The sequence below is a fragment of the Streptantibioticus cattleyicolor NRRL 8057 = DSM 46488 genome (assembly GCF_000240165.1).
GTDB lineage: Bacteria > Actinomycetota > Actinomycetes > Streptomycetales > Streptomycetaceae > Streptantibioticus > Streptantibioticus cattleyicolor.
In genome coordinates, this window is sequence record NC_017586.1 from 5,977,486 (window position 1) to 5,992,015 (window position 14,530).

Here is a 14,530-nt window from a genome sequence, read left to right on the forward strand (position 1 = left end):
CACTTCCCAACCAACTCCAACCCGAGGCGCCCGCGCGGCACATGGTGGTCTGCGGTGACGACGCGCTCGCCCGCCGCCTCGCCGACGAGCTGTCCGCCGTCTACGGCGAGCAGGTGGTGCTCGTCGTGCCGGCGGCCGGCGAGGACCCCGGCACGGCCTTCCCGATCGCCGGACTGCCGGTCACCGGCCGCGCGGCGATGATCCTCGGCCGGGTGGCCGGCGCGGTCGGCCGCGCCCCGGCGACGGGCTCCGGCCCGCCGCGGATCGTCGAGGCGGCCACCGCCGACGACGAGGCGCTGATCGAGGCCGGTGTGCTCCAGGCCGCCGCGCTCGCCCTGGTCTTCGACGACGACGAGGCCAACATCCACGCCGCGTTGCGCGCCCGGCGCCTCAACCCCCGGCTGCGCCTGGTGATCCGGCTGTACAACCGGCGGCTCGGCCAGTACCTCGCGGAACTGCTGGACCAGGCGGTCACCGCCACCGCCCCGGACGGCCGGCCACCGCACGGTGACGACCCGGCGCCGGACGCCCCCTCACAACTCCCGCCCCCCGACGAGGCGTACGACACCTCCACCACCGTCCTCTCCGACGCCGACACCGCCGCCCCCGCGCTGGCCGCCGCCGCGGTCGCAGGCACCAGCAAGGTGCTCCAGGCCGACGGACTCCTGCTGCGCGCCACCGAACGCACCGCGGACCGCCGCGCCGACACCGGACCACCGGCCGTCTGCACCCTGGCCGTACTCTCCGGCAACCGCGGCCGGGGCACCGCAGACGCCACCGGACCACTGCTGCTGCCCTCGGACGCGGAGGTGGAACGCGCCTCGCCGGAACGCAGCACCATGGTGCTGGAGAAGGTCGCCCGGGGCGGCCCGCCCGCACCGGCCTCCCGGCTGGGCACCGGATCGCTGCCGCTGCGCTCGCTGTTCTCCCGGCGGCTGCGCTGGGCGCTGGGCGGCCTCGTCGCCGCCGTCGGCGCGCTCGCCGTCGCCTCCTGGCTGGTCACCGGTGAACGCCCGGTGCACGCGGGCTACTTGACGCTGCTCGACCTGTTCGCCATAGACGACCCGGCGATCGGCCAGCCGGCCGGCCGCAAGATCCTGCAACTGCTCGCCGGGCTCACCGGGTTGCTGCTGCTGCCGCTGCTGGTGGCCGCCGCGCTGGAGGCCATGGGCACCTTCCGGGACGCCACCACGCTGCGCCGTCCGCCGCGCCGGATGGCCGGTCACGTCGTCCTGCTGGGCCTGGGCAAGATCGGCTCACGGGTGCTGACCAGGCTGCGGGAGCTGGACATCCCGGTGGTCTGCGTCGAGCGCGACCCCAAGGCCCGCGGGGTCGCCCTCGCCCGCAGCCTGCGCGTCCCCACCCTGATCGGCGACATCACCCAGGAAGGCGTGCTGGAGGCGGCGCACATCGGCCGCAGCCACGCCCTGCTCGCCCTCACCAGCTCCGACACCACCAACCTGGAGGCGGTGCTCTACGCGCGCAGCTGCAAACCGGACGTCGGCGCGGTGATGCGGCTCCACGACGACCAGTTCGCCGGCGCCGTCTACCGCACGCTGCGCGATTCCCATCCGCAGGCGCTCACCCGCAGCCGCAGCGTCTCCTCGCTGGCCGCCCCCGCGTTCGCCGCCGCCATGATGGGGCGCCAGATCCTCGGGGCCATCCCGGTCGAGCGCAAGGTGCTGCTCTTCGTCACCGTGGAGGCCGGCGGCCACCCCCAGCTGGCCGGGCGCACGGTGGCCGAGGCGTTCCGCCCGGGCGCCTGGCGGGTGCTCGCGCTGGAGCTGCCCGGCGCCGCCGGGGCCGGTACGGCGGGGGTGGCCGGGCGGCTGCTGTGGGAGCTGGCGCCGGACCGGATCCTGCGCCCGCGGGACCGGGTCGTCCTGGTGGCCACCCGCCAGGGCCTGGGTGAACTCCTCGGCCGCCGCACCCGCTCGCGGACCACCGTCTGAAGAAACCTTTCCCCACCGCGACGGCTGCCGGTCCGCCCCGCTCGCCCCCGCCGACGCCGACGGCCCGGACGCTTCCGCCCGGGCCGTCGGACCGTTCCTGGACCGCACGTCCGCCAGGTGAGGGCGGGGCGTACGGCGCGCGGCTACAGCTTGGAGACCCCCAGGACCTTCTGCGCCGAGCCGACCCGCTGTCGCGGGGTCTGGCCCACGTCGTCGATGATGGCCGCGGCCGTCACCTTGTCCCCGACCCGGTAACGGGACGAAGTGTCCTGGACGTTGGGCGTGATGCCCACCCAGTCGTGCGTCTCGCCGTCGCAGCGCAGCACGAAGCGCTTCTTCTGGTAGGCGGAGCCGAACTGGACGACCCCGGTGCGCCGGTTCTGTGCGGCGAAGAAGACGCCGGGCTGCCGCACACTCCGTTCGCAGGAGTAGGTCCCCTCGACGACCAGGTTCTCCTCGTGGCCGGGGATGAGCATCGCCCGGTCGACCGTGATCGTGCCGAGGTCGTCGTCGGCCCGGGCGACACCCGGGGCGGTGACGACGGCGGCGGGCAGGAGCAGCGCGGCGGCGGTTGCCGCGCGCCGCAGACCGGTTCGCACGTGCATATGGCGGTGCCTTTCTTCCGTCAGGGCGTCCCGATCGTAGGGCCGGGTACCACGCCCGACGCCCCGCCGCGCGCCGGAACGGCGCCGCCTGCACCACCGATTCACCGGTACGGGTGGCGGCGGCCGTCACATGCGGTGGCCGCCCAGGTGGAACAGGAGCCAGACGAACCCGGCGAACAGATGGGTGGCGAAGACGTAGACGAAGACCCGCAGGAGGACCCCGCGCTCCTTGGCCTTCTCGGTGACCTTCTCGTCCTCGGGCGCCGGAAGCGCCCCTCGAGGGGCGGCGCCGGTCATCGCGGTTCTCCTGCTCGGCGTGGGCGGCCCCCAACGGTACCCCGCGCCCGGGCCCGGTCAGCCGTCGCCGGCCTGGTCCCCCAAGGTGTGCGGAACGCCGGCCGGCGGCACCGACGGGGCGGTCGCCCGGCCGAGGGAGAGCTCCAGCAGCCGGTCCCACAGCCCGTCCAGCACGGCGGCGGCCGACCGCTCGTCGGCCGCGTACCGCCGCGCCAGCCGCGCGGTCTCCTCGTCCCCGGCCCGCCCGGCCAGGGCGCCCAGCAACTCGTACCCCGGCACCGCCAGATGCGCCAGGACGTAGGCGTCCCGGGCGTTGCCGGCCGGGTGGCCGCCGCGTACCCGGGCCAGCAGCGACTCGCCGAGCGCGGCCAGCGCGAGCCCGGTGTCCCGGGCGGCCGAGGGGGCGGCGCCGTGGGCGGCCAGCCGCGCCTCCAGGGCGGCCAGGTGTTCGCGGGTCACCGCGCGATGGGCCTGGAGCGGCCCGCGCAACTCCGGTACCGCGGTGGCGGAGACCAGCGCGCCCAGCCCGGAGTCGACCAGGCGTTCCAGCGCGTGGACGTCGCGTAGCTGGGCGAGGAACACCTCGCGTACGGTGGCCGCCCTCATCGCCGCGCCGCCAGCGGAGCCAGCGGATCCCGCAGCAGCTCACCGGTGAGCGACTCCAGTACCGTCACCGCCCCGGCCACCGCCGCCCGCACCGGCGCGCTCAGCTGTGCGACCGCGCCCGGCCCGCCGTCCGCCGCCCGGACCAGCGGCTCGCACCCCAGCAGCAGCGTCCGGGGGAGCGGCGCCCCCTCGTCCCGGGCGATCCGGCGGGCTACCGCGAGCGCCCGCGCGGTTCCGGAGGCGCCGGACGGGTCGGGGGCCGGGGCCGGTTCGAGGAGGTAGAGGGTGCCGGGCCGGCCGCCGCGCGGCGCCGCGTCCACCAGCACGGCCGCGTGGTAGCCGTCCAGCAGCCGGTCGGCCAGGTCCGTGGCGTGGGTGCCGAAGTCGACCACGTGCACCCCGGCCGGCACCGGCCTGCCCCGCATCGCCTCGACCACCTCCGGGCCGAAGGAGTCGTCGGCCACCAGCAGTTCGCCGACCCCGGCGACCAGGATCCGCACCGGCCCCGCCCCGGCCGCCGTACCGGTACGTGCCGTGCGCGCCGGGACGTACCCGTGGGTGCCGGGCCGCCCTCCGGTACGAGGCCGTACCCGGCCTCCCCGGCGGTAGCGGACCTGGCCGGCCGTCACCGTTGGCTCGCTCACGTCTCCTCCAGGGCGGTCGGGAACGCCGCGGCGACCGCACCGCCCGCCGTCCTCGGCGGACCAGGGGCGCCGCCGCCAAATCTGGCACAGCGGGATGTTTCCGACAACGGGAGCGTCGGACCACCGACCGCGGCCGGCCACCGGCACGGTTGGGCCGGGCGGGCGAAGACCGGCCCGCGGCACGGCGGGGGCCACCCCCGTGCGCCACCCGGGCCCCTACAGTGACCGCGTCCGGCCGCCACGGCGCACCGCCGACCCGCGCCTGGGCCGCCGTAACGCCGGCGGCGCGCCGGCCGTGGACCGCCGGACGCGGGGGAACTCCGGCCGTCCGGTGCCGGGTCGTCGCACGTGGGCCGAACCGAGGAGACCAGCGGATGACGCACCGTCGCATCGAGCCCGCCCGGCCTGCGGTCGCCACCGCCACGGCGGTGAGCTGACCGTGGCCCGCCGGACGCAGGGGACGCTAACCGCCCCCGGGGACCAGGGGGCCGTTCGGCACCGGGTCGTGGTGCGGGGGATCGTGCAGGGGGTGGGGTTCCGCCCGTTCGTGCACGGGCTCGCCGGTGAGCTGGGGCTGGCCGGGTACGTCATCAACAACGCCGGCGGGGTCGTCGCCGAGGTGGAGGGCGACCCCGGACGGGTGCACGTGTTCTGCCGCCGCATCAGCGCCGACGCCCCGCCCCGCGCCGTCATCCACTCCGTCTCCCACATGCGGGTCCCCCCGCTCGGCGGCACCGACTTCACCATCCGCCCCTCCGAGAAGGGCCCCGGACGCACCCTCGTCCCCGCCGACACCGCGCCGTGCCCCGCCTGCCTGGCCGAGCTGACCGCCCCCGGCGACCGGCGCTACCGCCACCCCTTCATCGCCTGCGCGCACTGCGGCCCGCGGTTCACCATCGTCACCGCGCTGCCCTACGACCGCGCCGCCACCACGATGGCGCCGTTCCCGATGTGCGGGCGGTGCGCCGCCGAGTACGCCGACCCCGCGGACCGGCGGTTCCACGCCCAGCCGGTGGCCTGCCCCGACTGCGGACCCGCGCTCCACCTCACCGCGCCGCGCCGTCCGGCACCGCTCCACGGCGACCAGGCGCTCGCCGAGGCCCGCCGGCTGCTGACCGCCGGGGCGGTCCTCGCGGTCAAGGGCCTCGGCGGCTACCAGCTGGTCTGCGACGCCACCGACGAGGGCGCCGTGGCCGCCCTGCGGAGCAGGAAGGGGCACGGCACCCGGCCGTTCGCCGTGATGGCCGCCGACCTGGAGACCGCCGCCGCCCTCGCCCCGGCCGGGGAGGAGGAACGCGCCCTGCTCTGCGACCCCCGCCACCCCGTCGTGCTGCTGCGCCGCGCCGCCGTCCCCGGCCCCGGAGCCGGCCAACGCCCCACCCCGGCCGACGCCGTCTGCCCCGGCGGCCCCGACATCGGCGTCACGCTGCCCCACACCCCGCTGCACCACCTGCTCTTCGGGCTCCCCGGTGACCCGCCCGGCCCCCGGCTGCTGGTGGTCACCGGCGGCAACCGGCCCGGCGAACCACCCGTCACCGACGACACCGAGGCCCGCGACCGGCTCGACGGCATCGCCGACGCCTGGCTGTGGCACGACCGCGGCATCCGGGTGCCCTGCGACGACTCGGTGGTACGCGTACGCCCGGACGGCGAGCCGCAGCCGCTGCGCCGGTCGCGCGGTTACGTGCCCGAGCCGGTCGAGCTGCCCTACGCGGTGCCGCCCTCGCTGGCCGTCGGCGGGGCGGACGACACCACGTTCTGCCTCGCCCAGGGGCGTACCGCCTGGCTCTCCCCGCACCTCGGCGACCTGGCGCGGCCGGCCGCCGCCGCCGCGTTCGCCCGCACGCTGGACCACCTGGCCGCGCTGACCGGGGTACGGCCGCGGATCCTCGCCGCCGACCGGGACCCCGGCGACCTGGCGGCGCGCTGGGCCCGGGAGCACGCCGAGGGGCGCCCGCTCCACCTCGTCCAGCACCACCACGCGCACGTGGCCGCCGCCATGGCCGACGCGGGCCTCGACGGCACGGCGCCGGTGATCGGTGTCGTCCTCGACGGCGGCGGCCACGGCGACGACGGCGCGCTGTGGGGCGGCGAGGTGCTGCTCGCGGACTACGACGGGTACCGGCGGGCGGCCCACCTGGCCTACCTGCCGCTGCCGGCCGCCGCGCGCGGGAACAGCCCGGCCCCGTACCGGACGGCCCTCGCCCATCTGCGGGCGGCCGGCCTGACCTGGGAACCCTGGCTGCCGCGCGCGGCGGACCAGCCGGCGGACGAACCGGACGCGGCGGACACCGGCGAGGTCTCCACCTCCAGCATGGGACTGCTCTTCGACGCGGTCGCCGCCCTCCTCGGGCTCCGCCCCGACGACGGCCACCCGGCCGCCGTGCTGGAGGCGTGCGCGCTGCCCGCCATGGCCGACGAGGGCGACCACGCCTACGCCTTCGGGCACCGCGCGGACGGCGTGCTCGACCCGGCGCCGGTGCTGCGTTCCCTCGTCGCCGACCTGCGCACCGGCACCCCCGCCGCCACCGTCGCCGCCCGCTTCCACCACGCGGTGGCCCACGCGGTGCGCACCGCCTGCCGGCGGGTACGGGAGGCCGACGGGGTGACCACGGTCGTCCTCACCGGCGACCTGTTCGCCGACGCCCTGCTGGAGGAGGGGTGCCACCGGGCGCTGCGCGCCGACGGGTTCACCGTGCTGCGCCACCGCCAGGTGCCGTGCGGCGACGGCGGACTCGCCCTGGGCCGGCTGATGGTGGCCACCCGGCTGCGCGCCCGCCCGGCCGGTGCCACCGGGACGGGCACCGGCGCGCGGGGCGGTACCTCCCGCGGCCGGTCGCCCGGGTGAGCCGCCGGACGACAGGTGGGATCGGGGTGGTGGCCGTGGCCGGTGGGGCGCGGGCGCCCGGCCGCGGGCCGTTCAACTCGCCGTCGAGCGGGTAGCCGCGAAGCGTAAGGCACCGACCGGCCACCACAAACCGACCACAGATCGAGGTGAGGGTGATGTTCCTGCTGGGCTTCCTGCTGCTCGCGGCCTCCGCCGCGTTCACCGGGCTGGTGATCGCCGGCAACACCGGCGGCGGACCCGACTACACGGCGAACGTGCTCGGCCAGCATGTCGCCACCCTCAACACGCTGGGCGTCTTCGCGGCCGGCCTCGCCCTCGGGCTGATCTTCTGCCTGGGCCTGGCGATGATGACCGGCGCCGCGCGGGCGCGCCGCCGCAAGGCCGAGCTGACCTCCGCCCGCCAGGAGGCGGCGCGGGCCACCGCCGAACGCGACGCGGTCACCGCCCGTACCGGTGACGAGGCCGACCGCCCGGCCGCCACCGGCGCCCGGCACCGGCACGCCCGCCACCTGTTCGGCCACTGAACGACGCGGGCACCCGGTGTCGCCCAGGTCAGGCCGCCCTGAACTGGCCGAATACCGCCGTAAGCGCGACTTCGCCGCCACCGCGGAACCCGCGGGCGGCGAGGACGCGGGCACGCCGGGCGGCGACGGCCGGTTCGTGGTGCAGCTCCACGACGCGAGCACCCGACACTTCGACTTCCGGCTGGAGTCGCGCGGCGTGCTGAAGTCGTGGGCGGTGCCCAAGGGACCCTCCAGCGACCCGCGTGACAAGCGGCTGGCGGTGCCCACCGAGGACCATCCGCTGGAGTGCCGCGACGTCGAGGGCGTGATCGGCGAGGGCTACGGCGCCGGCACCGTGCTGGTGTGGAACACCGGCACCTACCGCAACCTCAGCCGGCGCCACGGTGAGCCGGTGCCGTTCGCCGACGCGCTCGACGCCGGCCACGTCTCGTTCTGGCTGGACGGCGGGAAGCTGCGCGGCGGCTACGCGCTGACCAGGCTGCGCGACGGGGCCTGGCTGCTGGTGAAGGAACGCGACCGGTACGCGCACGGTGGCGGGTCCCCGAGTCCGGAGCGGGTGCGTTCGGCGCGGACGCACCGCACGCTGCGGCAGATCGCGCGGGAGGAGGGCGGCTGACCGGCACCGGGAACGCGCGCACAGCGGAACCTGCGGGGCGTTCTCCCTTCGCCGGTATTGCCCGGATCAGGTATTGGGGGTCGCCTCCGGATCGTGCGATCCCGGGGCTTTCGGCACACCCGGAATTCGTCGTCCTTGATCCTTCGGCCTCTCAGTCCGATCGTCGACCGAGGTACCAGCGGCAGATCAACCGGTCTGTCGCCGCTGCCTCCTGCGGTCGAACTCCCTCGCTCGCCTCGCAGGCCCACCTCCATAGTGCATCGCCCCACCGGTGAACACCAGAGGTTCCGCGAACAATACCGACGAGTAGGCAAGGGTTTTTCCAGCCATCTCCACGCGCCCGTTCGTACCGCTGTACGGGCCGCGTCCAGCCGTCGCGGGCGGCTCCGCCACCCTATGATGAGCGCCGACAACACCCGGTAACGAAGGGGCAGTTGGATGACCGACGCCATCGGCGAGGTGGACCAGACGAAGCCGAGCATCGCCCGTGTCTACGACTATCTGCTCGGCGGCAAGGACAACTACGCCGTCGACCGGGAGATCGGTGACCGGTTCAAGAACGAGATGCCCGGGTCGGTCGCCATCGCCTACACCAACCGCCGGGCGCTGGTGCGCGCGGTGCGGGACATCGCGCTGCACACACCGATCCGCCAGTTCATCGACGTGGGCAGCGGCCTGCCGACCGCCGACAACGTGCACCAGGTGGCCCAGCGCCACGCGCCGCCGACCCGGGTGCTCTACGTCGACAACGACCCCATCGTGCTCGCCCACGGCCGCGCCCTGCTGGAGGAGAACGACCTCACCGGCGTCATCCGGGCCGACGTGCGCCACCCGCAGGTCATCCTCGACCACGCCATCGCCAGCGGGCTGATCGACTTCGGGCGCCCGGTCGCCATCATCCTCAGCGCGATCCTGCACCACATCAACGACGACGAGGACCCGCGTGCCGTGGTGCGTTTCTGGCGCGACCACGTCCCCTCCGGCAGCCACTTCTTCATCAGCCACTTCCGCAGCGGCCACAACGACGAGACCAGGGAGGCCGAACGCGTCCTGCAGACCACCTTCGGGCGCGGCCGGTGGCGCACCGACCAGGAGATCGAGGCGCTCTTCGACGGGCTGGAGATCCTCGAACCCGGCATCCTGCCCGCCGTGCTGTGGCGGGCCGGCGACCCCGACGACGACGTCTCACGCATCGGCCAGGAGTCCGCCGGACGGGCCCCCACGGTGTGGGAGCAGCTGATCGTCGCCGGCCTCGGCCGCAAGCCCTGACGCGGTCCGGCCGGCCACCGCCACGCCCCGCGTACCCCGGCGGCCCGGCCCCGCCCGCCGTACCCACACCGACAGCACCACCGGCAGCGTGAGGTAGCCGAACCGGCCCGCCGGGGCCAGCAGGAACGCCACCGACAACCCGGCGGCCAGCCGGTCCGCGGCGGCCACCGCGGTCCGTGGCGGACGCACCACCAGCGACACCGCCACCAGCACCGCGCCGCAGACCACCAGCGCCACCGCCGCGTACCACCCGGCCGGACCCAGCGCCGCCAGCAGATGGCCCGGCAACGGGCTGCCCGCCGGGGTCGCCACCGCACCGCGTCCGGCGGGGAACGCCAGCACCTGCTCCACCACCCGGCCCGGGGCCACCAGCACGCACGGCAGCACCAGCGCCACCGCCCCCGTCCCGGCCACCACCGCGCACCGCACCGCCGCCCGGGCACCCAGCACCGCGCCGGCGAACGCCACCACCACGGCGACCGCCGGCCACGCCGTCCACTTCAGCGACGACGCGGCGGCGAGCGCGACCCCCGCCCACCCCGGCCGCCCCCGCGCCGCCCACGACACCGCCAGACAACACAACCCGGTCAACGGCAGATCGACCCCGCTGACACACAACGGCAACGCCACCACCGGCGAGGCGATCAGCACCCACGGCCGCCCCCGCGCCCACCCCGGACGCGCCGCCGCCAACGACCCCAGGAAGACCGCCGCACACCACACCCGGGCGTCCCCCAGCACCGCGCCCACCCCGCCGAGCGGTGCCAGCACCACCCGCGGCAGCCCGAGCAACGCCATCCCCGGCAGGTACGGCGTGTAGTCGCCCACCCGGCGCGGATCGGGCAGGTACGGGGTGCCCGTCGACAACAGCAACCGCGCGGAACGCTCGATCACGTCCACCTCGCTCTGCCGCCCCCCGGTCAGCAGCAGCACCGCCAACGGCACCACGACCGCCCCGGCGACCGCGCACCCCGACGCAACCCCCCGCGCCCGCGAGGCGGGCCACCACAGCGTCACACAGGCCGCGAGGAGATACCCGGCCGCCGCACAGCGACCCCACACCCGGTGCGTGTCCAGCGTGGACAGCAACGGGAACCCCGCGGCCCACACCGCCGCCCCCAGCCACACCACGGCCCACTTCCACCGTCCCGCTGCCTCCACCGGCGCCGTCCTCCCTCAACAGACGTACGCCACCGACGACTTCGGGGCGTTCGCACCCCGGAATCGGATCACCGCGCGCCCGCCGCCGTCACGGCGTCTGGACCGACCCCCGCCGGTGGGGTTTTCCCCACCGGCGACCGGCCGGGCAGCCGCAGCGCGCCGGGCCGGCGGGGTGTGCCAGGCTGGCGGCGGAGACGGCACGGCGAGGAGGCGAGGGCGTGGGGAGCGGGACGGGGGCGCCGCCGTGCGCGTGGCGGGCGGTGCGCGCGCGTCCGTTCCGGTACCTGTGCTCGCTTCGGCCGTTGCGGTGCGCGGCGTACGTGCTGACCGGCGCGGTGTGCGGTCCGGTGCTGATGTCGGCGCTGGCCGTGCTGACGGTGGCCGGGGTGGTCACGGCGCCGCTCGGGGTCGGACTCGTCGCGTTGCTCGCGGTGGCGCTGAGCGGGGTCGCGGTGGGGGCGGTGGAACGCCGCAGGCTGCGGCTGGTCGAGCCGGGACGGCCGGCGAGCCCGCACCGCGCACCGGTCGGCGCCGACCCGCTGCGCTGGGTGCGTCTGCGCCTCACCGAGCGGGCCACCTGGCGGGAACTGGGGTACGTGGCGCTGTGGTGCACGGTGTTCACCGGCACCGGGGTGGTCTTCGCGGCGCTGCTGGGGCTGAGTTGCCTGCTCGCCGCGGCGCCGGTGGTGGCCGCCGCCATCGCCCCGGACCACCTGATGATCCCGGCCGGCCACCTGGTCCCCGGCCCGGCGCGGGCGCTGCCGGCCGCGGTGGTGGGGCTGGCCGGGCTGGTGGTGTGCGCGTGGCTCGCGGCGTTGCTGGCCGGCGCGCAGGCCAAGGCGGCCGGTGCGCTGCTCGGCCCCCGGGACGACGACCTGGGCGCCCGGGTGATCGAACTGACCCGGTCCCGGGCGCGGATGGCACTGGGGCAGCGCGAACGGGAGGCCGGAGCGCTGATCGCCAGGGCCAGGGGCGAGGCCCGTGACGCCCTGGACCTCCTGCGCGACCTGGTGCGCGGCGTCCACCCCCAGGTGCTCACCGACCACGGACTGGTCGCCGCCGTCGAGGAGTTGGCGGCCCGCCACCCGGTCCCCGTCGCCGTCACCGTCGACCTGCCGCACCGGCTGCCGCCCGCCGTCGAGGCCACCGCGTACTTCACCGTGGCCGAAGCGCTCACCAGCGCCGCCAAGCACAGCGGGGCCGGCCGGATCGAGGTGTCGGGCGGCTTCGACGGCACCCGGCTCGCGCTGCTCGTCCACGACGACGGGCGCGGCGGCGCGGACCCGTCCGCCGGGGCCGGACTCCAGGGGCTCGCCGACCGGCTGGCGATCCTCGGCGGGACGCTGGTGGTCTCCAGCCCGGCCGGCGGCCCGACCCGGCTGCGGGTGGAGGTGCCGTGCTGAACGTGGTGCTCGCCGAGGACTCGGTGCTGCTGCGCGCCGGTCTGGTGGAACTGCTCACCCGTGGCGGCCACCGGGTCACCGCGGCGGTCGGTGACGCCGAGGCGTTGTCGCGGGCGGTGGACGCCCAGGTGCCGGACGTCGTCGTGGCGGACGTGCGCATGCCGCCCGGCCACCGGGACGAGGGCCTGCGCGCCGCCGTCGAGCTGCGCGAGCGCCACCCCGGACTCGCCGTGCTGGTGCTCTCCCAGTACGTCGCCACCGCGTACGCGACCCGGCTGCTGTCGGACGGCGGCGCCGGCCCGGCCGGCCTGGGGTACCTGCTGAAGGACCGGGTCGGTGAAGTGGCCGAGTTCTTCGACGCGTTGCGGCGGGTGGCGGCCGGCGAGACGGTGATCGACCCGGAGGTGGTACGCGTTCTGCTGGCCCGCCGCACCGCCGGCCGCCCGCTGGACCGGCTCACCCCGCGCGAACGCGAGGTGCTGGCGCTGATGGCCGAGGGACGCACCAACGAGTCGATCGCCCGGCGCATCACCACCACCGAGGCCGCCGTGGTCAAGCACGCGGGCAACATCTTCGCCAAGCTCTCCCTGGAACCGGCGGACGGCAACCGTCGGGTGCTCGCGGTGCTGGCGTACCTGCGGCACGCCACCGGCTGACCGGCCGCGCCCACACGGCGACGTGCTCCGGCGGGACGCCGTCTGCGATCATGCGGCGATGACCTCCTCGATACCGCCCGTGGTGGCCGCCGGACGGATGGCCCGTGGCGAACAGCCGGTGCTGGGGCTCTCCGACGGCGAGGAACTGCGCCCCTGGCGCGCCGAGGACGCCGGGGTGCTGGCGGCCTCCTGCGGCGACCCGGCGATCAGGCAGTGGAACCGCACCCCGGCGCTGACGATCCGCGAGGCCGAGGAGCGCATCGACAACTGGCGGCGCCGGTGGTGGGCGGAGGAGCGCGCGGTGTGGGCGATCGCGCGGCGCGGCGGCGAGGTGCTCGGCCTGATCGGGGTCGGCGACATCGACCTGGGGCGCGGCGGCGGCGAGTTGTTCTACTGGCTGCTGCCCGCGGGCCAGGGCGGCGGCACCATGACGCGGGCGGTGCTGCGGGTCGCCCGGTGGGCGCTGGACGAGGTCGGCCTGCACCGTCTGGTGATCACCCACTCGGTGGCCAACCCGGCCTCCTGCCGGGTCGCCGAGGCCACCGGGTTCCGGCTGGAGGGCACCATGCGCGGCGCGCTGCTGCACGCCGACGGCTGGCACGACGAGCATCTGCACGCCCGCCTCCAGGGCGACCCCTGGCCCTGACCGGGCCGGCGTCACCCGTCCTGGCGCGTCCGGGCGGGGCGGGCCGGTGGCCGTCCGGGATGTCGCGGCGCCGTGCGGCGGCGGGCGCCGGAAGCTGGGCCGGTGGACGGCGATCACCGGCGGCGGCCGGAACGGTGCCCGGGCGGCGGCCTGGATGCGGTCACCCCGGCGCACGGCGCGGGCGTGATGGCGACCGGGGTGCTCTCGGTCGGGCTCTCCTCGGCCGGCGCCGGACGGTTGTCGGCGGCCCTGCTGGTGGTGGCCGTCGGGTGGTGGCTGGTGCTGGCGGTGGTCTTCGCGGCGCGTCTGGTGCGGCGGCCGGAACGCTGGTCGAGCGAGGCGGAGAGCCCGCCGGCGCTGACCGCGGTGGCCGCGACCGCCGTGCTCGGCACCCGTTTCGCGCTGCTCGGCCGGTACCCGGTGGCGTGGGCGCTGCTGGCGCTCGCGGCCGTGGCGTGGCTGGGACTGCTGCCGGTGGTGCTGGTACGCCGTGGCCGGCGTGACGCGGTGCCGGGCTCGGCGTTCCTGGTCACCGTGGCCACCGAGGCGCTCGCGGTGCCGGGTGGCGTGCTCGCCGCCGCGCTGCGTGTCGAGTGGCCGCTGGTGCCCTCCGGCTGCCTGCTGCTGCTCGGGCTGGTGCTGTACGCGCTGGTGCTCACGCGGTTCGACTTCGGGCAGCTGCGCGACGGGGCGGGGGACCAGTGGATCTTCTGCGGCGCGGTGGCGATCTCGGCGCTGGCCGCCGCCCGGCTCGACGCGGCGGTGCGCCGGGTGTCCGGTCCAGGCCGCCCGGGTACGGCGGTGACGGTGCTGGACGAGGCGGCGCTGGCGCTGCTGCTGGTCTCGTTCGCCTGCTGCCTGGCCGCGCTCTGCTGCGAGGTGCGGTGGCCGCGGCCCAGGTACGACGTACGCCGCTGGTCGACCGTGTTCCCGCTGGGCATGACCGCGTCGGCGGCGCTGGCCACCGGGCAGACGTCGGGCCTGCGGTGGGCGGCGTCGGCGGGCCGGGCGCTGGTGTGGGTGGCGCTGGCGGCGTGGGTGGTGGTGGCGGTGGGCGCGCTGCGCCGTTCCGGCCGGAAGGCTGTTACGCAGTAAATAATTCGTCCAATTTAAGGACTAATCACATTATTTGATGTGGAGTCTACCGATTCTTGGGTAATTGTTTCCTTGTTGGTCGTCATCGGTCACACCGCTCCGTGCGTCTCTATAAGTGCGCGCGTCCGTTCGCCGGAACGCGCGTCCGCCGCGACAGGCGGCCGAAGCGGCAGCGGTGCCGCACAGAGTCGATCACAAGGAACTGGCG

Annotated in this window: 14 protein-coding genes; 9 read left to right on the plus strand and 5 right to left on the minus strand. The window is 76.2% G+C overall.

All coding sequences use genetic code 11. The annotated features are described in order from the left end of the window. The first annotated feature begins 41 nt into the window (after positions 1–41). Complete coding sequence (locus SCATT_RS26350; RefSeq protein ID WP_014146265.1) at positions 42–1,952, plus strand: NAD-binding protein; 1,911 nt, start codon at positions 42–44, stop codon at positions 1,950–1,952. 143 nt (positions 1,953–2,095) lie between these two features. Here the strand turns inward: SCATT_RS26350 and SCATT_RS26355 are convergent, their stop codons facing one another. The 4 genes from SCATT_RS26355 to SCATT_RS26365 form a co-directional block, all read right to left on the minus strand. Further along, on the minus strand, positions 2,096–2,557 hold the full coding sequence (locus tag SCATT_RS26355; RefSeq protein WP_014146266.1) for a hypothetical protein: 462 nt from the start codon (positions 2,555–2,557) through the stop codon (positions 2,096–2,098). Between the two features lie 126 nt (positions 2,558–2,683). After that, complete coding sequence (locus SCATT_RS39075; protein ID WP_014146267.1) at positions 2,684–2,854, minus strand: DUF6126 family protein; 171 nt, start codon at positions 2,852–2,854, stop codon at positions 2,684–2,686. 57 nt (positions 2,855–2,911) lie between these two features. Continuing rightward, the gene (locus SCATT_RS26360) at positions 2,912–3,460 is read right to left on the minus strand and encodes a DUF892 family protein (RefSeq protein ID WP_014146268.1); all 549 of its coding nucleotides are present in this window, start codon (positions 3,458–3,460) and stop codon (positions 2,912–2,914) included. Next, a complete protein-coding gene (locus SCATT_RS26365; protein ID WP_157894850.1) occupies positions 3,457–4,104 on the minus strand; it encodes a hydrogenase maturation protease in 648 nt (215 codons plus the stop codon). The genes SCATT_RS26360 and SCATT_RS26365 overlap by 4 nt, the downstream gene beginning before the upstream one ends. A 439-nt stretch (positions 4,105–4,543) precedes the next feature. Between SCATT_RS26365 and hypF the strand changes: the two genes are divergently transcribed. From hypF to SCATT_RS26385, 4 genes are all read left to right on the plus strand, one after another. Then, a complete protein-coding gene (gene hypF / locus SCATT_RS26370; RefSeq protein ID WP_157894851.1) occupies positions 4,544–6,952 on the plus strand; it encodes a carbamoyltransferase HypF in 2,409 nt (802 codons plus the stop codon). Between the two features lie 155 nt (positions 6,953–7,107). Then, the gene (locus SCATT_RS26375; RefSeq protein WP_014146272.1) at positions 7,108–7,476 is read left to right on the plus strand and encodes a hypothetical protein; all 369 of its coding nucleotides are present in this window, start codon (positions 7,108–7,110) and stop codon (positions 7,474–7,476) included. 16 nt (positions 7,477–7,492) lie between these two features. After that, positions 7,493–8,092 (plus strand): DNA polymerase ligase N-terminal domain-containing protein, encoded by a 600-nt coding sequence (locus SCATT_RS26380; RefSeq protein WP_014146273.1) that lies wholly within the window; start codon positions 7,493–7,495, stop codon positions 8,090–8,092. A 438-nt stretch (positions 8,093–8,530) separates the two neighbouring features. Beyond that, positions 8,531–9,361, plus strand: a complete 831-nt coding sequence (locus tag SCATT_RS26385; protein WP_014146274.1) for an SAM-dependent methyltransferase — start codon at positions 8,531–8,533, stop codon at positions 9,359–9,361. Here SCATT_RS26385 and SCATT_RS26390 read toward each other — a convergent pair. Then, positions 9,278–10,522, minus strand: a complete 1,245-nt coding sequence (locus tag SCATT_RS26390; protein WP_014146275.1) for a DUF2029 domain-containing protein — start codon at positions 10,520–10,522, stop codon at positions 9,278–9,280. The genes SCATT_RS26385 and SCATT_RS26390 overlap by 84 nt on opposite strands. Positions 10,523–10,740: 218 nt before the next feature. Between SCATT_RS26390 and SCATT_RS26395 the strand changes: the two genes are divergently transcribed. The 4 genes from SCATT_RS26395 to SCATT_RS26410 all read left to right on the plus strand — a co-directional run bounded on the left by SCATT_RS26395 (position 10,741) and on the right by SCATT_RS26410 (position 14,322). Then, positions 10,741–11,925: a sensor histidine kinase gene (locus SCATT_RS26395; protein WP_014146276.1), complete on the plus strand. Its 1,185-nt coding sequence runs from the start codon at positions 10,741–10,743 to the stop codon at positions 11,923–11,925. Beyond that, complete coding sequence (locus SCATT_RS26400) at positions 11,919–12,581, plus strand: response regulator transcription factor (RefSeq protein WP_014628730.1); 663 nt, start codon at positions 11,919–11,921, stop codon at positions 12,579–12,581. The genes SCATT_RS26395 and SCATT_RS26400 overlap by 7 nt, the downstream gene beginning before the upstream one ends. Positions 12,582–12,639: 58 nt before the next feature. Further along, positions 12,640–13,227, plus strand: a complete 588-nt coding sequence (locus tag SCATT_RS26405; protein WP_014628731.1) for a GNAT family N-acetyltransferase — start codon at positions 12,640–12,642, stop codon at positions 13,225–13,227. A 102-nt stretch (positions 13,228–13,329) separates the two neighbouring features. Beyond that, a complete protein-coding gene (locus SCATT_RS26410; protein WP_014146279.1) occupies positions 13,330–14,322 on the plus strand; it encodes an SLAC1 family transporter in 993 nt (330 codons plus the stop codon). Positions 14,323–14,530 lie beyond the last annotated feature (208 nt).